Raw genomic sequence first — 22,578 nt, 5'->3', positions numbered from 1 at the left:
GATATTTTGCTTATCTGCGAGATATGCTTTATTTTACAACACAATTGAGCGCAGTTAATGCGTATCATTACTTTTTTTACCTTTTAAGCTGTACTGCGTTAGATAGCGCACACTGCTTCAATGTTTTCTGGTCCGCCTATGAAACTTCGTAATAACGGCAATTTACTGGCAGTATTTGCCTTCACGTTCTGGGGATTATTACCTCTGTACTTCAGTCTGCTTTCCTCAGCGGATGTTTTTGAGATCCTGGCGGTCAGAATTATATTCTCTGTACCGATTATGCTTCTAGCAATGCATTTTATGGCCGCCACTCATACCCCAATAAAAACCTTATTAGCAGATAAAAAATCTTTATTTCTCTGTTTCTTAGCCGGTTTATGCGGATTAATTTCTCTATGGGCTTTTACTGAGGCATCAAGCAGAGGGGATGTTTTAGCCGCCAGTTTAGGTTATTTTATCAACCCGCTCTGTTCTATTGCCCTAGCTGTCGCTATTTTAGGGGAACGTTTAAGCTGGGCTAAAAAAACAGCCGTTGTACTGGCAGTTTTAGGTATCAGCTACCAGGTATACAGTTACGGAGAACTGCCCTGGCTGTCACTGATTATGGCCGGTGCATTTGCTGTTTACGGATTAATAAAAAAATACATTAAATTCGATTCGTTTATGTCCATTACTATTGAAGTGATTTTATTGATGCCTTTGGCGCTGATATATATGGGCTGGTTATATTTTAGCGGAGAAAGTGACTTCTTTTCGACAACCAGCGCTCAACAGCTGCTGTATATCGGTATGGCTCCTGCGGTATTAGCACCGATGATTTTATTCTCTTTTGCTGTCGACAGAGCCAGTTTATCTTCGATAGGTTTAACCCAGTATATAGAGCCGAGTCTGCAGTTTTTAATTGCAGTGTTAATATTCGGCGAGGTCTTTGATCAGGTTAAACTGATCAGCTTTGGTTTCATCTGGCTGGGGCTGGTTTTTTGTATACTTGAAGCGACTAAAGTAATTAAATCAAAAAAAAGGGTCTTGAATTAAATGTCATGTCAAAGCTTATGTCGATACAGCGGGAGTGCTACCCTTTTAAATATTTAGCATAGATATCCTGAAAGCGGCCGCTCTGCTTTAAAAGCTTCAGGCCTATATTAAAGTCATCCCTAATCTTGGGGGATCTGAAAAGAGGCCGGTAATCTAGCGGATTGAGCTGTATAAACTCATGAATATCAATCTCTTTTAAGGCTTCTCCAGTATCCGTTTTATGTTTCAGCATAAAATAACGGAAAATATTACGATCACTCAGAACAGCATCGTAGCGTCCCCGATAAAGAGTCTGAAGCTGTAGCTCCTGGTTTGAATGCTCCTTATAATGATTTTTTTTATCGGGCACAGTTAACCACTCCGGGTAGCGTTTTAATGCCCCCTGAAAGGAAATAATGCTCAATTCATAAAGGTCTTGTGGTTTTTTTATTTCAATATGGCGGTCTTTCAGGGTAATAAATACATTTTCATAAAGAACAGCAGGATCGCCGTAATAGCCGCCATGGACCGACATATCCACCCCCATATCCGTCATAGCGGCATCAACATGTCTATTGATAAAAGCGTTAGGTACTCTAGCCAGAGGGAAATATTTAGGCACAAGAGTATGGCCTCGAAACGCTAACGCCTCACCAATAATTTCCAGCTCTATACCGCTGTTCGTTTCAGGAAAACAAAACGGAGGTATTTTTTCACCGAAGGCCATAATAACCTGCTCACTTTTTGCAGTATTTGTTATTAACAGCAGGCAGGCTGCCAATACCTTGAATAATTTCAGCATCATGCTCCCATATATTATTTCCGTTCATCTCATATTAACAGACTTCAGGTTATCCCTTTCATCAACACTGGCTTAATATAAAGTATAAGAAGAATAAACATGAATTATTCAGAGTAAGTGGTGGGCAATACACAGTGAGGTAAAAATTAATTTTTAAGAATGCGAATAAAAGCAATAAATATCCGTAGGGCAGTATTTTATCAGCAGGTGAATAGCCGTTAAAGCCGCTTCGCCATTTTGTAATAAGGGACACCAGATTTATAAAAGCGCGTTCCCTCGACGGTTAAACCAAACCTTTGATAAAAAGCACAGGCGCTTTGCCGCGCATCACACCAGAATAATAAAAAGCCTTTTTTGATAAGAAGGTCCAGAATATAAGCAAGCATCATGCGGCCAGCTCCCTGTCCCTGAAACTGCGCCAGCGTCGCAAACTTTCTTAATCTGGCAGTTTTCCCGTCTGGAAATAGCGATGCGACACAGATTATTTGTTCATTTTTAACAACGGCAAAGTGCAGCGCACTATCGTCATCTGCAACTTTGCAGAATTCAGGTGATTTATCAGGCCATAAAACCTGATGGCGAACAGCTAATGTCTGTACACTGGAAACCGGGATAACTTTCATAGTCATTATTATAATACTCAAAAAAAACAAAAGAAGATTTATCCGTCAAGGGGATTTTTAAAAACAGTGCAGACGAGAATATTAAGACATCTGCGCTTTACGCTGCCTGGTATAAAACCACCAGGGTTTAGCTTCTCCTCCTTCCATATAGTCAATTGCTGATAGATAAACATCAATCACACAATAATCCTGGCGCCAGCCCAGCTGTTCACAAAGTTGTCTATGCAGTTCAAAAGCATCTTGACCGATCAGCTGCCTGGGATGGGTTATATTTATCTTGGCTAAATCACGCGCAATCGCTTTACCTATATTAGGCAGCTGATCCAGCCTGCTGACAGTTTCCCTGTCGGGTGACTTCATAAAAAGCCTCTGAATGCAGTTTAAAGTTAAAAAGACTGAAAGACTTCAGGCTCAACGGAGCATAATTTAGAAGATAAACTAGCCCTAAGATCGCCCAAGATTAGAACGGCCGGCTCCATAATGTACAAACGATTCGATAAGTACATCTTGTGATTTTTCCAGGCTGCCTTTATCAGCCGGAGTTTGGAATATATTATCTTGAATTTCAAAGCCCTGATCAATCAACAGTTCTTTCTCATGGTAATAAGCAGATGAATCAACATCTAAATATACCACGCTGCTATTGTTTTTATGTTTGAAAAATTGATAATCAGCCATTTTTACTCCTGCACAAGGATCCTATGTGATGATCTGAACATAACACTCATACAGCGGCAAAAAAAGGGAGTAGAAAGCTCAAACAAGGACGCCGTCACAACATTTATTTGTAATCTGAGCTCGGGATAAACGACATTCCTCAATATCTATCTTTCCCCTCTCTGCTTAAAAACAACAGCTCCTTCGATAAAAAAAAGCCGCTAATTACAGCGGCAGTGAATCTGTTGTTTTATTTGCCAATATTAAACATTTATAAAGTCAGCAGCTCTCATTCGCTCAACAACCAGTGCTTTCTGCTCTGCGCTTAAAGGCGACAATGGTAAACGCGGATCACCGGCATCGATATCGTGTAACTGCATTGCAGTTTTACCGGCAGCAACCCCGCCGAATTCAACTAGGACACGGATCAGAGCAATCACATTATCCATCCCTTTAAATACCGTATCCTGGTCACCAGCATTAAAGGCATCAATGATTTTATGGAAAAGCGGGGCTGCATAGTTATAAGTACTGCCGACTGCACTTTTTGCGCCCAGCGCTAGTGCACCGGGTAGGAACTCATCCACACCGAATGGGATATCAAACTTACCATCACAGGCACGTAAACAACGCTGGTATTCATATAAATCACCGCTGTTAAATTTAAGGCCTGATAAGTTTGGAATACGTGATTCAGCTTCGATTAAGAACTGCTCCATATCAAGGTTTACACCTGACATGCCTGAATGGTAATAATAAAAACCTTTAGAAGGAGCAGCTGCGGCAACCGCGGCGCAGTAATCAACTAAAGCGCTAACCGATCCCGGCTTGAAAAAGCACGGTCCGATTGCCGAAGTCGCTAAAATATCTAATGTATCTGCATGACGTGTAAGCGTTAATGTATCAACAATACTTAAAGCGCCGGTATGAATAATAATATCCATCTTGCCTGCACAAGCCTGCACCCAGCGTTCAGCAATAGCTTTACGCTCTTCAACACTGCAGTGAATGCCTTCACCCGTTGTACCGCATATATAAATTCCTTTAACACCGTCTTTAATAAGATGGGCTGCAATTTGATCAATCACGGGAAAATTTACCTGCTGATTCTGATCAAAAGGGGTATGTGGCGCTGCAATTAAACCGCTTAACTTTTTCATAGGATTTTACCTTAAACAACTAATGGAGATTTTCTCCAGCATTACCGACCAATTCGGAGTGAAACTAATATTATGGAGTAAAGTTTCATAATGCAACTAAATAAAAGTGTTTCATGTTCAATTTTAAAACAAAATGTGATCTGCACCATGATTACTTCAAGACAGTTAAAAATAAAAGCGGCTTAGTGCAGAGTTGTCTTTTACTAAAGTTAAGCAGATTTTGGGGGTTTAGCGAAGAGCTGGCTTTTTAGCATCGCTATAATTGGAGTTCCACTTCACAAACTGCTGAACTCATGCGAAAATTAATTTATATTTTTACATTATCAGGAATTAATTATGTCGGAGCAGAAAGACTCTATCAAAGCAGGAAAAGTGCTGGATACGATTGGAAGTTTATATAACAGCCTTACCCCGTCATCTAAACGAATTGCCGATTACGTATTAAGCAATCCTTCTGAGGTAAGTAAATTATCGATTGCAGAGCTGTCACAAATAGTTAATGCAGGCGAAGCAACTATTATACGTTTTTGCCGCACATTAGGCTTTAAAGGATTCCAAGGCTTCAAAATGGAGCTGGCTATTGAGTTGTCTAACCTGAACCAGCAGGAAAAGTCGATTTTTGATACCGATGTAACCGCTGCAGACAATGCTGAAACTATCGGACAGAAACTAAAATCAACCATTGATAATGTCCTGTCTGAAACAATTAACCTGTTAGACTTTAATGCCCTTGAGGAAGTAACAGAGCTGATTAGTAATGCGCCTTCCATATATTTCTTTGGCGTCGGATCATCGGGTTTAGCAGCTGAAAATGCAAAACATAAATTTATGCGCATCGGCCTCAATGTTGATGCGTTAACCAATAACCATTTCATGTATATGAAAGCCAGCTTATTACAGCCGGGTGATATTGCAGTGGGTATCAGTCATTCTGGAAATTCAGATGAAACCACTAAAACGATTAAAATAGCGAAAGAATCCGGCGCAGTAACCGTTGCCTTAACCCATAATCCCCGCTCTGATATTACTCAGTTTGCAGATTTTGTATTAGTTAACGGTAACCGCCAGGGCCAGCTTCAAGGGGATTCAATCGGCACAAAAATCGCGCAGTTATTTATACTCGATTTAATTTATACATCACTGGTTAAACGCGATGTTTCCTATGCGCAAAGTAAAAAGCTGAAAACCACTCAGGCCCTGTTTAAATAAGCATTAAGCTTTTCTGTTCAATGCTTATAACGCTTTAATCAAGCTTACGGATTAAAGCGTCTGCCCATCTGATATACGCTGTTAACTTCATTGTCAGCGTTTAACAGGGTGATATTCGCTTTATAACCCGCTTTAATCCGCCCGTACTGATGTGCCATATTAACCGCTTGAGCAGGATATAAACTGGCCATTCTTAAAGCTTCTTCACGACTTAATCCGACTTTATCAATAAGATTATGAATCCCCTTAATCATGGTGATACTTGCTCCGGCTATGGTGCCGTCTGCAAAATGACATTTTCCTTGACTCACAAATGCAGCTGTACCGGCCATATCAAACTCTGTTAAATCAGTGCCGGCAGGAGTAACCGCGTCAGTTACCATAAATAACCGTTCACCTAAATGCTCATGCGCTAAACGCACAGCAGCAAAATCACTATGGATACCGTCAACAATAATTCCGCTATAAGGGCGGTGATTTAAAACATAACCAACTGCCCCGGGTTCTCTGGATGTCAAAGGCGTCATGGCATTATATAGATGTGTTGCCATCACAATACCCTGCTTATTTTCCAGCTGTTCATAGGTTGCATTAGTGTGCCCCATGGAAACAATAATACCGGCACTGGTCAGCTTATTAATCACCTCCTGAGAGACACATTCAGGCGCGACAGTCAGCACTTTGACTGCGCTTTTATGCTCAGTTAAGTAATCTGCGGCTGCGGTGTCTAATTCCCGAATATACTGCTGAGCATGTGCGCCCTTTTTCTTTTTATTTATAAACGGCCCTTCAAGATGCAGACCAAGAATGCCCTGTTCCTCTGGATTTTTCAGCCCTTCAACAAGTTCAACTGCTTTACATAAGTCAGCCTGCGAACTTGTTACCAGTGTTGGTAAATACTGTGTTGTCCCGGAAATTAAATTAGTATGATTCATTACCGTTAAGGTTTTCTCTTCAATTGCGCTGTTCAATAACACACCGCCGCAGCCGTTTAACTGCAGATCAATAAATCCGGCAGTCGCTAATAACCCCGGTGAAGCTATCTGTATTTCTGGAAGCGAAGTGACACTTTCCATAGGAGCAACAGATTTAATCGTCTGCCCTTCAATCACAATTACCTGATTATTCAGAACTTTATCTCCATCAAATACATCAACATTGGTTAACGCAAAAGCCGGTAACATTTTTTTTGTACTAATAGGCATACAATTTCACTCCAATACTTTAAATAAATAGACACTTTCAATAATAACCTGTCGCTAAACTACAACAAAAAGGAGCCAAACTCCATTCACTTGAAGTTTATTATAAATATTCAACAACACTCAAAAGCACCCAACGACACACACCACGACAGTAAACAAAGGGCTCACAGCATTTTTAGCGTAACAATATAAACTGCGATAAAAATCAAATAATGAGATCCAGCTCAAAAACCAAACAACGACACATTGAAGTTTAACTCCACAAAGCGCACTATGGAGCCACACTTACACAACAACAATAAGCATCGGAGTTTAACTACAGTGAATAATTGTCTAAATACCTTAAAGAAAGGGTTTGTTGCTTCATGCCAGCCCGTAGATTTCGGACCAATGGATTCACCTGAAATTGTCGCAGCGATGGCACAGGCAAGTGTTGCCGGCGGTGCCGCCGGCTTAAGAATTGAAGGCGTAAATAATCTAAAAGCAGTAAGGCCCCATGTCAGTGTACCCATTATCGGCATAGTAAAACGTGATCTTGAGAATTCAGATATCCGTATCACAGCCTTTATTGAAGATGTAACGGCATTAAAAGAAGCCGGTGCAGATATCATTGCCATTGATGCAACCCACCGCCCGCGTCCCGTTTCTATCCGCACCTTAGTCGAAGAAATTAAAAAGCAAGGCTGCCTGGTGATGGCTGACTGTTCGACTTTCGAAGAAGGTATTTACTGCCAGAGACTGGGTGTTGAAATTATCGGAACAACATTATCAGGTTATACCGGCGGTCCGGTTCCCGCGGATCCGGATTTATCACTAGTGACTAAACTTAATGCACAGGGGTGTTTTGTTATGGCAGAGGGCCGCTACAACTCACCAGAACTTGCTCGTAAAGCCGTTGAAGCCGGCGCATCATCGGTCACTGTCGGCTCTGCCATTACGCGCATTGAACATATCTGCGGCTGGTTCAAAGAACAGGTTGAATCCGGCCGCAGTACACAAACTGGAGATGCAGCATGAACAGTTGCTTAGCGGTTGATATCGGCGGTACAAAAATGGCCGCCGCGCTTATTTGTGACGGTGTGATTTCTTCCCGTACACAGATAAAAACGCCTTCTTCAACCCAGCCGGAAGTAATGGATGAGGCACTAACAGAGCTGATAACCGGGCTTAGTAAAGATGCTGATTTTATCGCAGTTGCCTCCACCGGCATTATCCAAAACGGTATATTAGGCGCACTCAATCCAGATAATCTGGGCGGGTTAAATAACTACCCTCTACAGAATAAAATTCAGGAAATCAGCCAGCGTCCGGTTTATGTAATTAATGACGCACAAGCTGCCGGCTGGGCTGAATATAAATTATTACCACAAGATATCAGTAATATGGCATTTATCACCATCTCCACAGGTGTAGGCGCCGGCATTGTTATCAATAATAAACTGCTGACCGGCAGCCGTGGCGTTGCCGGGCATGCAGGGCATGTTTTAGCCGATCCGAACGGTTCGCGCTGCGGCTGCGGACGACGCGGCTGTGTTGAAAGCATTGCATCCGGCACTGCTATCGGTAATGCCGGCAAAGTACTCTGGGGAGACCATTGTGACGGGAAATATGTTTATAAAAAATTCCTTGATCAGGATCCGCAGGCACAAAAAATTATCCAGCGTTCAGCACAGACTATCGCTAATTTAGTTGCCGACTTAAGCATCACCTTAGATGTTGAGCAGGTAGTTTTAGGCGGCAGTATCGGACTTGCACCAGGTTACATTGAACTGGTACGGGACTGTCTTGACGAATTTCCTGCCGCGCATCAGAGCAGACTGTCTACAGCAGCATGCGGTGCCGATGCGGGACTAATAGGCGCTGCGCAGTGGGCGCTGTCGTTACATAAATAAACTAATTCATATTACTAATAATTTTAAAGAGGCTTTTGATCATGGAAACAAGCGCATTTGGTTCATTAAATTACTTTGCACTGCTCATCTACCTGTCCGCCATTATGGCTGTCGGGGTTTACTTTGCCAAACGCCAGAAATCGGCCGATGATTATTTTAAAGCCGGGGGGCGTATTCCCGGATGGGCGGCCGGTTTCAGTGTTTTTGCAACAACCTTAAGCTCGATTACTTTTATGTCTATTCCGGCTAAAGCTTATACAGATGACTGGACGTTCCTGATCGGCCAGTATGTTGCGATTGCTATTCTACCTATCGTATTCTGGTTCTATATTCCTTTTTTCCGCAAGCTTAATTTAACATCAGTTTATGAATATTTAGAGCGCCGCTTTGATGTAAAAATGCGTTTATTCGGCAGTCTGTCATTTATGCTTTTCCATATTGGCCGTATTGCTATTGTCACCTATTTAACCGCACTTGCTTTAATGCCGTTTATTGATATGAGCCCGCTGACCATTGTTTTCTTAATCGGTGTGCTGTGTATTATTTATACTTTCTTAGGCGGTATTGAAGGGGTTATCTGGACCGATGTTATTCAGGGCGTGATGCTTTCAGTGGCAGCCATTCTTATCTTTGTGGTTATCTGTTTCAATGTCGACGGCGGCATTGTAGAAATATTCTCGATGTCCGCTGAAGCTGATAAATACTTCCCTGCAGAGCAGTTCAGCTGGAGCTGGACAGAAAGTACCATCCCGGTACTAATGATTGGTTTCTTCTTTGCTTCGCTGCAGCAGTTCACAGCAAGTCAGGACGTTGTACAGCGTTACATCGTGACTGATAATATTGAAGAGACAAAAAAAGCGCTTATTACTAATGCAAAACTAGTTGCCTGTGTGCCGATCTTCTTCTTCGCAGTAGGCTCCGCTTTATTTGCATACTACTCGCAGCAGCCGCAGCTGTTACCGGACAACTTTAATACCGGCGGGATCCTGCCTTTCTACATTATTTCACAAATGCCGGCAGGTGTTGCCGGGTTAATTATCGCGGCTATCTTTGCAGCTTCCCAGTCAAGCATTTCCAGCAGCCTGAACAGTATAGCGGCATGTTTTACCTCGGATGTTTACGGAAAAATCAACAAACAGACAACACCGGAGAACAACCTTAAAGTCGGCCGTATTATCACAGTCATCGCGGGCTTATTAGGTGTTGCCGCTTCAACTTACCTTATCATGTCCAATGAGAGTGAAATCTGGGATGCCTTCAACAGTCTATTAGGTTTGATGGGCGGTCCAATGACAGGTCTGTTTATGCTCGGTATCTTCTTCCGCAAAGCTAACGCAAACAGTGCATTAGCAGGTGTAGTAGTAAGTATTGCCACGGTATTGTGGGTTCGCTCGGCAACCGATTTAAACTTCTTCTTCTACGGCGTTATCGGCACCTTAATGGTGGTTATTGTCGGAGTGTTAACGGCACCGCTGTTTAAAGATAATAAAGATTCAGAAACTGCAGAAAACCTGACCGTCGGAAAACGCGCACGAATTTAACTTCCCCTACGAATGAAGGTTTAAGTAATAGGGCTTAAACCTTCTTTACAGAGAGTACGATTATGATTTTTGGCCATATTGAAGATACACAACACAATCAACAGTTACCTGCCGCCATTCAAAAAGCGGTTGATTTTTTGACCAGCAATAATTTACAGGCATTAAGCATAGGGCGCCATGAAATTGACGGTGAGTTTATGTTTGCTAACGTAATGACCTTTACAACATCTGATGCTGTAGACAAGCAAGCAGAAGTACACAAAGACTATATTGATGTACAGTGCTTGATCTCAGGTGAAGAAAAAATTGAATTTTGTTTAGCAGATTCGACCTGCCCCGTCGCTCAACCTTATGACGCTGAGAATGATTTTTATCTTATTAAAAATATGAATAAAGTCAGTGAGGTAAATCTATCCCCTAAAATGTTTGCTGTTTTCTTTCCCGAGCAGCCCCATAAACCGGGGTGTTTGATTAATAAACCCGGAGAGCTAAAAAAAATTGTGATTAAAGTGCATAAGCACCTTTTAAACAGCTAAACAGATAAGTCCCTGCCGGCAGCTCTCCTCTGCCGGCACAAGCAAAGCATAACCCCGTTTTTACTCCTTTTTACTAAGGCGGGATTTTTGTTGCCGAAAAAGCATAGAAAGGGACTTTCTTCGCTCATTAACATGGATTAAATATAACTTATAAAACTAAGGTATCACCATGAACAAAAAATTACTTATTGCTCTATTGCCTGCTTTACTTGCTTCAGGCGCGGCTAACGCCGCCAAGATCTACGAAACTGAAGACGGCTCATACATTAATCTTTATGCGCGTATGCAGGGTGACTTCAAGTTCCAAGATGAAAATAAAAGTGCCACCGGTGAAAGTAAGTACTTAGGTTCAACAAACTCTCGATTCGGCTTAAATGGCAGTCAAACTATCAATGAAAACGCATCTCTTATCGGTCTGCTGCAGTATCAACTGGTACCGAATGATGATGATGCCAGCATTGACTGGCAAGTTCGTTATGCCTGGGCAGGTGTAGACTTTCATGATTACGGTCGTATAGAAACGGGGCGCGTTCTCTCAGGAGTAACACTGTTTTCTGATATCGGTGATATCTTCTCCACGGGTGGAGACCCCGTTGCAGGTGCTCATGCAGGAACTGTTGACAGCAGCTCAGCACTGATCTTCCGTCAAAACGGCACCCTGCAGTATCGAAATGAGCTAGGTGACCTTGAAGTAGCAACTGCTTTTATTGCTAACACCTCAGTAAAATCAGGTTATAACTTTGCAGCTCGTTATAACATTGATATGGGTAAACTTGGTTCCTTACAGCCGTCAGCAATGTTTCAAAATACCAGCGCTGATGAAAGCTCAGATCACTTCCTTGATACAGGGGTTTCAAACTACCAGACTTACGGTGTCGGTGCTCGTTATTTCTTAGGAGGCCTCTATGCTGGTGCATCATACGCTCAAGAAAAGATGCAGTTAACAAGTGCCTCTGACGCTATTACCGACGGTGCAGACTTTCGATTAGCTTATGACTTTGGTGACTGGGTAGTACGTGCTGGTTATCGTTACCTTAAATTTGAAGGTCAAGACCGAAAAGTGGAAGATGCGATTCAAACAGAAGTGCAGTATCGTTTAACCACGCAGTCATCACTATTCCTGAACTACACAGATAATAAAGGTTATCAATCTACCGTAAACGCCTCTGGTGTGACAATGGCGGCAAAAGAGAAAGGTGCAGAGTTAACAGCAAGTCTGCGTTACGAGTTTTAATAGAATAAGTTAAAAACCAGCGTTTTTACGCTGGTTTTTAACTAACTCCTTTTAATCGGGATTCTGCTGGTAGATCTCAGAAAACACGGAGAAATTATCAATAAACAAAGTGGTCAGCTGCGGATCGAAGTGCTTGCCGGAACCATTTAATATTTCCTGCCTAGCCTGTTCTAATGTCCAGGGATCTTTATAGCAGCGTTTACTGCACAGGGCATCAAAGACATCAGCAATAGCCGTGATCCGACCTTCCAGACTTATCTCAAGTTGTTTTTTCCCATTAGGATAACCGCTGCCGTCCCATTTTTCATGGTGATCAACAACCAAATTCGATGCCATTTTTATAATGGAATTATCCAGCCCCTGTAAAATATCCCAGCCTTTATTTACATGCAGCTGCATCTCCGCCCACTCTTGTGCAGTAAATTTATCTTCTTTTTTCAGAATAGAATCCGGTACACCTACTTTGCCGACATCATGCAGCTGAGCGGCCAGACGAATTCGTTCGCAGAAGTATGCAGTTTCACCGTTAAGTTTAGCCAGATGCATTGCATATAAGCCGACCCTGACAACATGCGCACCGGTTTCTTTAGAATGCGACTCCATTGTTCCACCCATCAAAGTAATCGCTAATTCCTGAGTTTCCTCAAATGCATTAACTAATAAGAGATTCTCATAACTCAGCAGCACATTGCGCAGAAACAGATCAATCATGCGGATTTCTGCGTTTTCTAAAGGCTGTTTCGTCTCAAAAGCAAAGATAGTGTCATAACCACGATCAGAATGGTGATAATAAACGTAGTAACGTCCTTCATGAAAGTTATGCTTTACCTTCAGTGCTTTTAGAAAAAGATCTCGTTCATGATCTGGCAGATGATTAATATCGCTATGCTCTAATACATGAACAACATTTGCATTAGCAGAAAACATATTCAGGCGGTCTTCCATTTGCGAAATAGCAAATGTTTCAGAAGATTCAATCAGCATCTTAGTGGTAGATAGGTTAAGTACCAGCTCGATCTGTGCTAATACAGCGGCTGCAAAATTAAGCAGATCCCCAATTTGGCTTATATTGGCAATTGAATCAATTACCTGCTCTAAAATTTCACGGTGCTTTTGTAACTGGCAGATATCCCGATACGCGCGTAGTGAAGTATAAAATGAGGATTCTAAATCCTGTTTACGCAGTTCTGTTTTACTTTTATAACCGTCAATATCAAAATCTCTGATAACGCTATGTTCGGGTGCAACTCCTGGCTGGCCGGTACGCAGAATGATACGGGTAAATCGGTTTTTAAGATCCTGGCGGATATATTTTGCTAAGTCTAAACCTGCATTTTCCGTTTCCATCACGACATCTAAAAGAATCAATGAAAACCGCCTTTCCTGCTTCAAAATCTGCTTCGCTTCGAGAGCAGAGTGAGCACTAAAGAAGCGCATGCTTTTCCCTTCAAACATAAAGCGTTTCATGGTTAATATTGTTGTCGCATGCACATCTTCTTCATCATCAACAATCAGTATATTGCAGTGTTCAGTGCTCACCACTAACTCAGTGTCAGTCTCATCTTCTTCTGCTAACCAGTCCACATGCCTCTCCTAATTATTTTTCCGCATTCTCATTTACCCGCATTGGAAATCGTAAATTAAAAACAGCTCCCTGCCCTAGAGTTGACCGGCAGCTGATCGAGCCCAGCAGCTGATGAACCACCAGGTTATAAACAATACTTAAACCTAAGCCGCTGCCGCCTGTACCTCGCTGTGTGGTGAAGAACGGCTCAAATATTTTAGCGCATACCCCGGGAACCATACCTTTGCCGTCATCAGCAATGGTAAGCTTTACATCATTCTGTTCAAACTCAATGCTGAAACAGATCATTCCTTTTTCGCTGCCGTCATTAAAAGCATGAATCAGAGCGTTTATTACCAGATTAGTAATAATCTGCGCAAGTGCCCCGGGATAGGTTTCCACCTTAGGCTCATCATCCGGTACTTGTACATCTATTTTAATCTGCGTTTTCTTAAGCTTAGAGCGTAAACTCAGTAATACCTCATGCACATATTCACTAATTTTAAATTCACGCACCTCAGCACTGCTCTGATCTACAGCAACCTGTTTAAAACTGCGGATAAGATTAGCCGCCCGGTCTAAATTAGCTAAAAGCATGGTACAGTTTTCAATAGATTCGCTGCAGTAGCTTTCTAATTCAGAGCGTTTTAGTTTTCCACTGCTTACATTTTCCGATAGTAAGTTTGTTTCATCCTGAAGATGTGATGCTAAAGTAACACTCACCCCGAGAGGCGTATTTACCTCATGCGCAACACCGCTGACTAAATTCCCCAGAGAAGCCATTTTCTCTGACTCCACCAGCTGGTTTTTGGTTAACTCCATTTCCTGAATAGTCACTTTTAGCTGTTCTCGTTTTTCAAACAGTTCAAAAGTACGGTTAGCAACCTCTTTCTTCATCTCTTGAATAAAAAAAGCTTTGCTCTGATAACTTAAATACAAACTGTAAAGCAGCAGAAAAACTAACAGAACAAAAGACAACAGCGCTGAATTCGTTGCCCAGTAATACTGAAACTGCATCGACTCAACCCGCTGATCTGTTCGTCTCTCATGAAAGTAGAAGAAATCATTAATTGCCGACATTATCTTCGCTTTTTCAATAAAATACTCATTACTGTATAAAAGAGACAAAGCCTGCATTCGCTGCTCAGACTGTAAATAATCGCCTTTTTTCTGCAGCCCGGTTTTAACTTCAATAAAAGCATCGAACTCAATAGCAGTCAGCTGGTTTGAGGTGTTTTTTGCAGCTTCCAGAAAATCAAACTCCTGCGCTGTATAACCTAATTTGTACATTAGATGCTTAAATGAATTTGTTTCTCCATCTGCAAAGGGCGCACTGCCTTTTTCCGGCATTAACAAATCCCAGTACACGCGATGATAATTTTCCGGACGGGCTTTAGTGCCGTTACGGACAGCTAAAATATCGTTATAAAAACCTAAATATTTTTCATTACCGGTTACTGCGTAAGTACGCGCCATTAAAGTAAGCTGATCCGAGCTTAAGCGTAACTGATCTGCTAACAAGAATGACTGATAACGGTTTTCATTGGCTTTCTGCACTTCCTGCATGGTGTGGTAGGAGTAATAAGAAAAGGACAGTGCAACAACAGTACAGATAAAGGTAAGCAGAGTGATAAGCGAAGGTAACTTGCTGGTGTTTGAGGTTACTTTATACTTCGCAGAGCTTTCGGTCATTTCCTGCCGCCTTTAGTTCATCATCCATTTATAGGGAGGGTTACATTAAACACTACATTATTAGATTATTTAGATAGTTATAGCTTAATTTACAATTTCTCTTTTTGCGCGGCCGTATTCACACTTTCTAAAGAATATATTATCCCTAGCCGCGGCTGTTACCTGAATCGCCATCTCAGGAGGAAGCTGACAGCGCAGATCAAAAAAGGAAGCATCAGCTTCCCTATGTTCATTTTTACCGGCAAGTAAAATAGACGCTTTATCCTGAGTTATGCTGTTTTTTTAGTAATCCTTTAATTTCATCTAACTGCAGCTGCAGGTCAGACATGCTCGGCTGTGCGCATAACTTGTCCTGCTCATCTTCAAGCTTCTGCCTTTCCTGCTCTAATACATTTACCACAATACCGATCACCATATTTAAAAATGCAAATGCGGTAAAAAAGATAAAGGTCAGATAATAGATCCACGAAAGAGGATAAACAGCCATGGTTTCGTACATCACCGACGTCCAGCTTTCAAAGGTCATGACCCTGAACAGGGTTAGTAAACTAATGGAAATATCTCCCCACAAAACAGGGTTAATATCAGCAAAGAATGTTGAACCGACCGCAGCATAAATATAAAAAATAATAAACATCAGCAGCATCACATAACCTAGCTGTGGTAATGCTTTTACTAGTGAGTTAATCAGCAGGCGTAGTTCAGGAATAATTGAAATCATGCGCAGTACCCGGAAAATACGGACTAGACGCCCCAAGACGGCCATGTCTCCATCGTCTATCGGAATTAAACTGACAATCACAATTAACGTATCGAAAACATTCCATAAATTATGGAAAAAACGTTTTTTGTCCGGCTCTCCGATAAAGCGGATCATGATTTCAACAAGAAAAATCAGCGTAATAGTCCAGTCTAAAACATAGATAAACGTTAATACATGATTCGGCATATCATAGGTATTCGCACCAATCATTAATGCGGAGAAAATAATTACCGTAATAACAAACAGCTCAAAGAACTTGTTATTTCTTAACTGGTAAAAGCGCTGCTGCAGCCCTTTATTACCAGCGGACATTAAATCTTTATCGATTGAGTTTTTTAAATCAGTCATCTGCAGCCTAAAAGCTAATAAATTAAAAACGCAGAATAAAAGTAATGATTATCATTGTCCAGTACAGGCGGTATATTTCCTGTTTACATCTTTTATATCAAAAGCCCGCAGTCTCCATGCCTAACATAAGAAAAACAAAAGGCATCATGATCAGCACTAAGGTATTCCATAAACTATGTGCGGCACACACCACAATAAACGCACTACGTTCACCTGCCCTGATGCGGACATATTCATAGCTAAGCGCTAATGCGCAACCAAGCGAGAGAATAATAACGGCATTAACGACTGAGTTGGTTAAATGGATTAATGCAAATAAGCCGGCAGCAGCTGTAATTGATAAACATGCGTTATTATATGTCTGTTGTAATAGGCGCTGAATAAGGCTCTGAAATATTAGCGTTTCCCAGACTGGAGCTTCAATTAAAGAGGAGACGGCAAGACGGATATATTCAGAATCACTGAGCACAGGAGCGCTTTCAACTGCAGCGCTAAAGAAAAAATAATCGAAAAAAGAGACAAGCAGCATCCATAATAGAGCCAACCCGTAAACGCCGGAGAAAAATACTTTAGGCCTTAATGCTAATAAGTAAAAAATTAGATTATTTAGATACTTATACATGCGGCTAGCCCTGTGGTTAAAAGAAAAGCACCATCAAAAAACCGGCAGTATGATATATACCCGAACCAATGAATATGCAGATTCAAGCAGCTTGGGTATAAGTTTTAACGGCTCTGCTTGTCTGTCCGTTGATTAAGGTGATCGACCAAAACAAAACACAGTTCAATATACTGCAGTGCCTGAGCCTTACCTACCTCAAAATCTTTGGCATGGGCAACCTTATTTCTCAACTGTCTTAATTCGTTAAACAATTTTCCTTTTTTTCTATCGATTATTTTTTCACTGAGCAGAATATTTTCCATCAGCTTATAACGGGTACTAATATGAAGGTCGATATTTTGGTTTAACGATTTAATCAGTTTTTCTGCAGCGTCATCAACCTCTTTCCAGGCTTCTAATACGGCTGAATTAGGCAGGTTGTCAGCAGAAGCTGTAATCAACGATTTTTTATCAATATTAAATTCTGGAAACTCCCCCTTTGCCTGTTCAGTAAGTGCTTTTAATTCCTGATTGAATTCGACTTCAAACTCTTTATATTTTACTTTTTTGGCTAAGGGAATCAATGCAGACAGAGGCTGGCGCAGGGTGATAAAGAAAAACACCAGCACCAGCGGCCAGGTTATTTTGTCTAATAATTCAATAACAAACTGCATCCAGCTCATATCAGCTCTCTTGTTCTATACAGCAGTGTAAATAAAGCACTTAAATTATTACCCGCTCAACGGAAACTTAATTTTTTTAGAAAGAGCGGGTGGATACTACAACATTCAGGTTATCAAACCAGTGTGACCATAAAAGAAGCATTTTTATTATAAGAAGGACCCAGGCTTTTCAGAGTCAGACTTTCAAACCCCATTTTTGACCAGAACGAATCTGCATTTTGAATAGCAACCAGCGACAAACTGGAATAATTAAACTGGATAGCCAGGAATTTTAAATAATTAAATAAAACCTTAGCTAAACCTTGCCCCTGAGATTCTTTTTCAACAGCCAGATCATGAATAAAAAGATTATTCGAAGTCACTTTTTCAGCAAGCGCTACGCCAAGCTGCGGCGCCTGATGGCTGGGATATGCATGCGCCAAACCGTAACCTATTACCTGTCCTGTCGAATTCTCACAAACTATACAAGTTGAAGGCGAGCTTAAATGCTTAGATCTGAGTACCTCTTCACTTTCCGCTTCGATTGAATAATAAGCTTCATTTTGAATTCTCATTATTGCCGGCCAGTCGGACTCAATAATTTCTCTTATTTTATAATCGTTCATAATGTCCCTTACTTTTTACTGCAGGTGTAAAATGATCACTCTACGTCAAAAACTAACAGCGTTTCTATGTAGAGGAGTAAATTTAAATTGAAGCAGGCTTAAATACTTCTCCGAATCTATATGATAATAAAAGGAATATAATTCCTATGCAATTACAAGCTGTTACAAAGTGAACTCTCTTTACTGAGTAAAAAATGACCAGCTAGAATTTCAATATACTACAGCGATTTTTCAGAGCCAAACGTAATCAGCACAAAAAGGAAAAAAAAGGTCCTTTATATCCAAATTGAATAAATATCATCTGAATATTAAGAACCTTAATTATCTATAGAGGCTTTTTGCAGCGTTATTTAACGGCAGATCAAAAACGCAAACACTGCGGCTATTGCAATAATTCACGATCATCATATTGTTCTATCCTGCGGCCGACTCGGTAGGAATCTACAACAGAGACTATCCATAAAATCATTAATAGGTACGAAATTTGAGTAAGGTACGGCGCTTCGAAACCCTGCAGTTTTTCTGTTATGGAAGCAGTTAACTCAGTCAAGTCTAACGCGATGTTTCCCGCGTTTATCTGCTCTGTAAGCTGCGCCGTTACCTGATTAGTGATATTGATAACATCGCCTATTAAAACCACAAGAGCACTAATAAAAGCCCCTGTTAACACACTGCCGCGGATATATTTTTTCAAATAAAAATGCCCTGCTCCCGGACATAAAAAAGCTGACAGTAATAACGCTTTAGTGGATTTTTTCATATAACCTTCTCTTTATCACAAACACCTATTATCAGCTTTCAACACAACTGATAAATGCGCTGATTAACGGTTCATTTAAACGGGTTTTATGGCAGCAGACACCTAAATCAAAGGACTGCAGGCGAGTAGCGGTTAATAAACTTTGTACCCGTTCCCGTACCGGACTGTTTTCAATCACCACATCAGGGGCAATACCTACACCGCAGCCTAAAGCCACCATACTGATTAATGCTTCGTGACCGGCAACTTTAGCGTAAATAAACGGCTTGCCAGATTTTAACTGTCGATACCAGCTGTCAAAGCGGCGGCGCACTGGACCGTGTTCCGGCAAAATAAACGGCACATTTTTCCAGTCAATATTAGCCATATTTATCTGCTGAGTTACCGCGCAGGGGGTCGTTGGCCCTATAATAGACAGGGGGATTTCAGCAAGCTGAATAAAATGTAACCGTGCCGGGAACGTATCGGGATAAGCTGTTATCGCAAAATCCACCTTATGCTGTAATACCTGTTCAATCGCAACTGCACTGTCGCCGGTGCTCAGTTTAATTTCAACTTTAGGGTGCAGACGCCGAAAGCGTTCGATAATAGGCGGCAGATGGCTGTAGGCTGCGGTCACCGAACAATACAGGTTAATCTCCCCTTCCAGTTCCGTTTTTGTCTGGTTAATAGAACGTTTTAATAACGCCCATTGTTCAACCTGCTGCAGTGCATATTGTTTAAAGAGTAGCCCGGCTTCAGTTAATACCACCGAGCGGTTGTCACGGATCAGCAAAGCGGCCCCTAACTCATCTTCAATACGCTGAATACAGCGGCTGAGCGTGGAAGGGCTGACATGCATCGCCTGCGCTGTTTTAGAAAAATGCAGACTGTTTGCCAGATGTAAAAACAGCTGTAACGATTTAATATCCACCTTTATTTCACAACCGGTAAATCATCCCGGCTTCCCCATTCACTCCAGGAACCGTCATAAACACATAAATCTTCATACCCGGCAAGTGCTGCACCTAATGCTAAAATGCAGGCGGTCACTCCGGAGCCGCAGCTGAAAATAATATGCTGCTTTTTCGGTGCAATGGCTTCAAAAAGCCGTGCCAACTGGTAAGCATCCAGCATTTTCTGATCTTTAAGAATGTCAGCAGCCGGCAGGTTTTTAGCATTAGGCATATGGCCGGAGCGCACGCCGGCTCTTGGTTCAGGAACTTCACCTAAAAACCTGGCAGACGGTCGGGCATCAATAATGGCCTGCTCAGGGTTTTGTGTTGCCGACAGAACCTTATCCGCATCACATATCAATGCACTCTGATAATCAGCAATAAAATCACCTTTCTCTACCGGCTTAATTTTATTACCACTTTCGGTTGCTAAACCATTGGCTTTCCATGCGGGTAAACCGCCGTCTAATACTGCAATCTGCTTAAAGCCCATGCTTTTAAACATCCACCAGACACGAGGGCTGGAAAAAATGCCTAAGCTGTCATAAACCACAATGGTGCTGCTTTGGCTGATACCTAAATCCTGCGCCGACTGCTGAAAATCAGCCTCACTGGGCATCATATGCGGCAGCTCACTATGGTGGTTACAAACCTCCCGGTCAAAGTCGAAAAATAACGCCCCGGGAATGCGTTCTTGAAACCACTCCAATTGACCGTCTCTATTTACATTAGGCATAAACCAGCTGCTGTCCAGCAGCACTAAATCCGAGTGTTCGATATGAGATTTCAACCAGTCTACTGAAACAAGCGGGCTGGGTAATATTAACGACGGCATAACATTTCCTTCTTTTTATGTTTCTTTTTTAATAATATCTATTTGAATACGTTATAAATTTATCGAATCAGCCGAGACAGCCTGAAACACTACAATGGACGCTTAGTATATTTCATTTTATGCAACATAACATTGCCAATATATCATTTTGCGCAATATAAGTTATGCGCTATAGTGCTTCTCGAAAATACAAAACAATGATAAAGAACAACTTTACCTGCGTTAACCCCTATTAACTAATTTTTTGGAGTGCCCTGCAATGGCTAACTACTTTAATACCCTTCCTCTACGTGAGAAGTTACATCAATTAGGTCAATGTCGTTTTATGGACCGTACTGAATTTTCTGAAGGCTGTGAAGCACTAAAAGGCAAAAAAGTAGTTATCGTAGGTTGTGGTGCTCAAGGTTTAAACCAAGGTTTAAACATGCGTGATTCTGGTCTTGATGTATCGTACACATTACGCGGCGCGGCAATTGCTGAAAAACGTCAGTCTTGGAAAAATGCAACTGAAAATGGTTTCACTGTTGGTACTTACGAAGAGTTAATTCCAACTGCTGATTTAATCTGTAACTTAACACCTGACAAACAGCACACTGCTGTAGTGGGTGCGGTTATGCCTCTTATGAAAGAAGGCGCAACACTAGCTTATTCTCACGGTTTCAATATCGTTGAAGAAGGCATGCAGGTTCGTGAAGACTTAACCGTTATCATGTGTGCACCTAAGTGTCCTGGTTCTGAAGTACGTGAAGAATACAAGCGTGGTTTTGGTGTTCCAACACTAATCGCTGTTCACCCGGCGAACGATCCACAAGGCCACGGTCTTGCATGGGCTAAAGCATACGCATCTGCAACAGGCGGCGATCGCGCTGGTGTTCTGATGTCTTCTTTTGTTGCTGAAGTAAAATCTGACCTGATGGGTGAGCAGACTATCCTTTGTGGTATGTTACAAACCGGCGCAATCTTAGGTTACGAAAAAATGGTTGCTGACGGCCTTGAGCCGGGTTACGCATCTAAACTTATCCAATACGGCTGGGAAACGGTGACTGAAGGCCTTAAATACGGCGGCATCACTAATATGATGGATCGTCTATCTAACCCGTCTAAAATCAAAGCCTTCGATATGTCTTTAGAGCTTAAAGATATCTTACGTCCGCTATTCAATAAGCACATGGATGACATCATTGAAGGTGAATTCTCTGCAACTATGATGGCTGACTGGGCTAACGATGACGTTAACCTGCTAAAATGGCGTGCAGCAACTGCTGAAACTGGTTTTGAAAAACAACCAGCCGGCGACATGGAAATTGATGAGCAGGAGTTCTACGACCACGGTATCTTCTTAGTAGCTATGATCAAAGCGGGTGTTGAACTTGCATTTGAAGCAATGACTGCATCAGGTATCATCGATGAGTCTGCATACTACGAGTCTCTACATGAAACACCGCTTATCGCTAATACAATCGCTCGTAAGAAACTTTACGAAATGAACGTTGTTATCTCTGATACTGCTGAATACGGTTGTTACCTGTTTGACCATGCTGCTAAGCCGTTACTTGCAGATTTCGTTAAAGCATTAAGCCCGGAAATGCTGGGTAAACCTTTAACAGTTAAATCTAACTCTGTTGATAACGCACGTTTAATTGAAGTTAACGAAGCAGTTCGTTCTCACCCGGTAGAAATCGTAGGTAAGAAACTACGCGGCTACATGACCGATATGAAAACAATTGTAGAAGCTTCTTAATAACAGCTAACTCGATTTTAAGCCAGGCTATTTAGCTTGGCTTTTTTGTATCCGTAATTGCTAAATAAAACTACGTCTGCTGTACATTCCGACAGACATGAAAACGATTGTAGAAGCTTCTTAATTCTTTTATTTAGTTTTTAATGTTTAAAAGCCAAGGTTCTGCCTTGGCTTTTTT

Annotated in this window: 23 protein-coding genes; 8 read left to right on the top strand and 15 right to left on the bottom strand. The window is 41.6% G+C overall.

Annotated elements, in window-relative coordinates:
- Positions 1-138 precede the first annotated feature (138 nt).
- Positions 139-1,035: an EamA family transporter RarD gene (rarD, locus tag G327_RS0118860; protein ID WP_026339449.1), complete on the top strand. Its 897-nt coding sequence runs from the start codon at positions 139-141 to the stop codon at positions 1,033-1,035.
- A gap of 37 nt (positions 1,036-1,072) precedes the next feature.
- Here rarD and G327_RS0118855 read toward each other — a convergent pair whose 3' ends face one another.
- From G327_RS0118855 to G327_RS0118835, 5 genes are all read right to left on the bottom strand, one after another.
- A complete protein-coding gene (locus G327_RS0118855) occupies positions 1,073-1,816 on the bottom strand; it encodes a substrate-binding periplasmic protein (RefSeq protein WP_019616367.1) in 744 nt (247 codons plus the stop codon).
- A 218-nt stretch (positions 1,817-2,034) separates the two neighbouring features.
- Positions 2,035-2,445: a GNAT family N-acetyltransferase gene (locus G327_RS0118850; protein ID WP_019616366.1), complete on the bottom strand. Its 411-nt coding sequence runs from the start codon at positions 2,443-2,445 to the stop codon at positions 2,035-2,037.
- A 75-nt stretch (positions 2,446-2,520) separates the two neighbouring features.
- Positions 2,521-2,799, bottom strand: a complete 279-nt coding sequence (locus G327_RS0118845) for a helix-hairpin-helix domain-containing protein (RefSeq protein ID WP_019616365.1) — start codon at positions 2,797-2,799, stop codon at positions 2,521-2,523.
- An 84-nt stretch (positions 2,800-2,883) separates the two neighbouring features.
- Entirely contained in the window at positions 2,884-3,117 is a 234-nt protein-coding gene (locus tag G327_RS0118840) for a hypothetical protein (protein WP_019616364.1), read from the bottom strand.
- A 242-nt stretch (positions 3,118-3,359) separates the two neighbouring features.
- Positions 3,360-4,256, bottom strand: coding sequence for a dihydrodipicolinate synthase family protein (locus G327_RS0118835; RefSeq protein ID WP_019616363.1), 897 nt, complete (start codon positions 4,254-4,256; stop codon positions 3,360-3,362).
- Positions 4,257-4,592: 336 nt separating this feature from the next.
- Here G327_RS0118835 and G327_RS0118825 point away from each other — a divergent pair, with 336 nt between their 5' ends.
- Positions 4,593-5,465 (top strand): MurR/RpiR family transcriptional regulator, encoded by an 873-nt coding sequence (locus tag G327_RS0118825; protein WP_019616361.1) that lies wholly within the window; start codon positions 4,593-4,595, stop codon positions 5,463-5,465.
- A gap of 44 nt (positions 5,466-5,509) precedes the next feature.
- Here the strand turns inward: G327_RS0118825 and nagA are convergent, their stop codons facing one another.
- On the bottom strand, positions 5,510-6,670 hold the full coding sequence (gene nagA, locus G327_RS0118820) for an N-acetylglucosamine-6-phosphate deacetylase (protein ID WP_019616360.1): 1,161 nt from the start codon (positions 6,668-6,670) through the stop codon (positions 5,510-5,512).
- A 321-nt stretch (positions 6,671-6,991) separates the two neighbouring features.
- On the opposite strand from nagA, the gene G327_RS0118815 reads away from it, so the two are divergent.
- The 5 genes from G327_RS0118815 to G327_RS25115 all read left to right on the top strand — a co-directional run bounded on the left by G327_RS0118815 (position 6,992) and on the right by G327_RS25115 (position 11,873).
- Complete coding sequence (locus tag G327_RS0118815) at positions 6,992-7,687, top strand: N-acetylmannosamine-6-phosphate 2-epimerase (RefSeq protein WP_026339446.1); 696 nt, start codon at positions 6,992-6,994, stop codon at positions 7,685-7,687.
- Positions 7,684-8,562: an N-acetylmannosamine kinase gene (locus tag G327_RS0118810; RefSeq protein ID WP_019616358.1), complete on the top strand. Its 879-nt coding sequence runs from the start codon at positions 7,684-7,686 to the stop codon at positions 8,560-8,562. The genes G327_RS0118815 and G327_RS0118810 overlap by 4 nt, the downstream gene beginning before the upstream one ends.
- Before the next feature lie 41 nt (positions 8,563-8,603).
- Positions 8,604-10,103 (top strand): sodium:solute symporter family protein, encoded by a 1,500-nt coding sequence (locus tag G327_RS0118805; RefSeq protein ID WP_019616357.1) that lies wholly within the window; start codon positions 8,604-8,606, stop codon positions 10,101-10,103.
- A gap of 62 nt (positions 10,104-10,165) precedes the next feature.
- Positions 10,166-10,639 carry an N-acetylneuraminate anomerase gene (gene nanQ / locus G327_RS0118800; protein WP_019616356.1) on the top strand — a complete coding sequence of 158 codons (474 nt, stop codon included), beginning with the start codon at positions 10,166-10,168 and terminating at the stop codon, positions 10,637-10,639.
- Positions 10,640-10,808: 169 nt separating this feature from the next.
- Complete coding sequence (locus G327_RS25115) at positions 10,809-11,873, top strand: porin (RefSeq protein ID WP_019616355.1); 1,065 nt, start codon at positions 10,809-10,811, stop codon at positions 11,871-11,873.
- Between the two features lie 51 nt (positions 11,874-11,924).
- Here G327_RS25115 and G327_RS0118790 read toward each other — a convergent pair whose 3' ends face one another.
- The 9 genes from G327_RS0118790 to G327_RS0118750 all read right to left on the bottom strand — a co-directional run bounded on the left by G327_RS0118790 (position 11,925) and on the right by G327_RS0118750 (position 20,659).
- Positions 11,925-13,457 carry an HD domain-containing phosphohydrolase gene (locus G327_RS0118790; protein ID WP_019616354.1) on the bottom strand — a complete coding sequence of 511 codons (1,533 nt, stop codon included), beginning with the start codon at positions 13,455-13,457 and terminating at the stop codon, positions 11,925-11,927.
- 13 nt (positions 13,458-13,470) lie between these two features.
- The gene (locus tag G327_RS26220) at positions 13,471-15,129 is read right to left on the bottom strand and encodes a sensor histidine kinase (RefSeq protein WP_019616353.1); all 1,659 of its coding nucleotides are present in this window, start codon (positions 15,127-15,129) and stop codon (positions 13,471-13,473) included.
- Between the two features lie 259 nt (positions 15,130-15,388).
- Positions 15,389-16,240 carry an ion transporter gene (locus G327_RS0118780; RefSeq protein WP_019616352.1) on the bottom strand — a complete coding sequence of 284 codons (852 nt, stop codon included), beginning with the start codon at positions 16,238-16,240 and terminating at the stop codon, positions 15,389-15,391.
- Positions 16,241-16,337: 97 nt separating this feature from the next.
- The gene (locus tag G327_RS0118775) at positions 16,338-16,862 is read right to left on the bottom strand and encodes a CPBP family intramembrane glutamic endopeptidase (protein ID WP_019616351.1); all 525 of its coding nucleotides are present in this window, start codon (positions 16,860-16,862) and stop codon (positions 16,338-16,340) included.
- Positions 16,863-16,966: 104 nt separating this feature from the next.
- Complete coding sequence (locus G327_RS0118770) at positions 16,967-17,524, bottom strand: HEPN domain-containing protein (protein ID WP_019616350.1); 558 nt, start codon at positions 17,522-17,524, stop codon at positions 16,967-16,969.
- A gap of 113 nt (positions 17,525-17,637) precedes the next feature.
- The gene (locus G327_RS0118765) at positions 17,638-18,129 is read right to left on the bottom strand and encodes a GNAT family N-acetyltransferase (protein WP_019616349.1); all 492 of its coding nucleotides are present in this window, start codon (positions 18,127-18,129) and stop codon (positions 17,638-17,640) included.
- 382 nt (positions 18,130-18,511) lie between these two features.
- A complete protein-coding gene (locus G327_RS0118760) occupies positions 18,512-18,889 on the bottom strand; it encodes a DUF6677 family protein (protein WP_019616348.1) in 378 nt (125 codons plus the stop codon).
- Between the two features lie 31 nt (positions 18,890-18,920).
- The gene (gene ilvY / locus G327_RS0118755; RefSeq protein ID WP_019616347.1) at positions 18,921-19,802 is read right to left on the bottom strand and encodes an HTH-type transcriptional activator IlvY; all 882 of its coding nucleotides are present in this window, start codon (positions 19,800-19,802) and stop codon (positions 18,921-18,923) included.
- 2 nt (positions 19,803-19,804) lie between these two features.
- Entirely contained in the window at positions 19,805-20,659 is an 855-nt protein-coding gene (locus G327_RS0118750) for a sulfurtransferase (protein ID WP_019616346.1), read from the bottom strand.
- 259 nt (positions 20,660-20,918) lie between these two features.
- On the opposite strand from G327_RS0118750, the gene ilvC reads away from it, so the two are divergent.
- Entirely contained in the window at positions 20,919-22,400 is a 1,482-nt protein-coding gene (gene ilvC / locus G327_RS0118745; RefSeq protein WP_019616345.1) for a ketol-acid reductoisomerase, read from the top strand.
- Positions 22,401-22,578: the final 178 nt, after the last annotated feature.

Source organism: Psychromonas ossibalaenae ATCC BAA-1528 (genome assembly GCF_000381745.1).
Taxonomy (GTDB): domain Bacteria; phylum Pseudomonadota; class Gammaproteobacteria; order Enterobacterales; family Psychromonadaceae; genus Psychromonas; species Psychromonas ossibalaenae.
The sequence above is the reverse complement of the archived record's forward strand: the minus strand, read 5'-3'. Positions and strand labels throughout refer to the sequence as shown.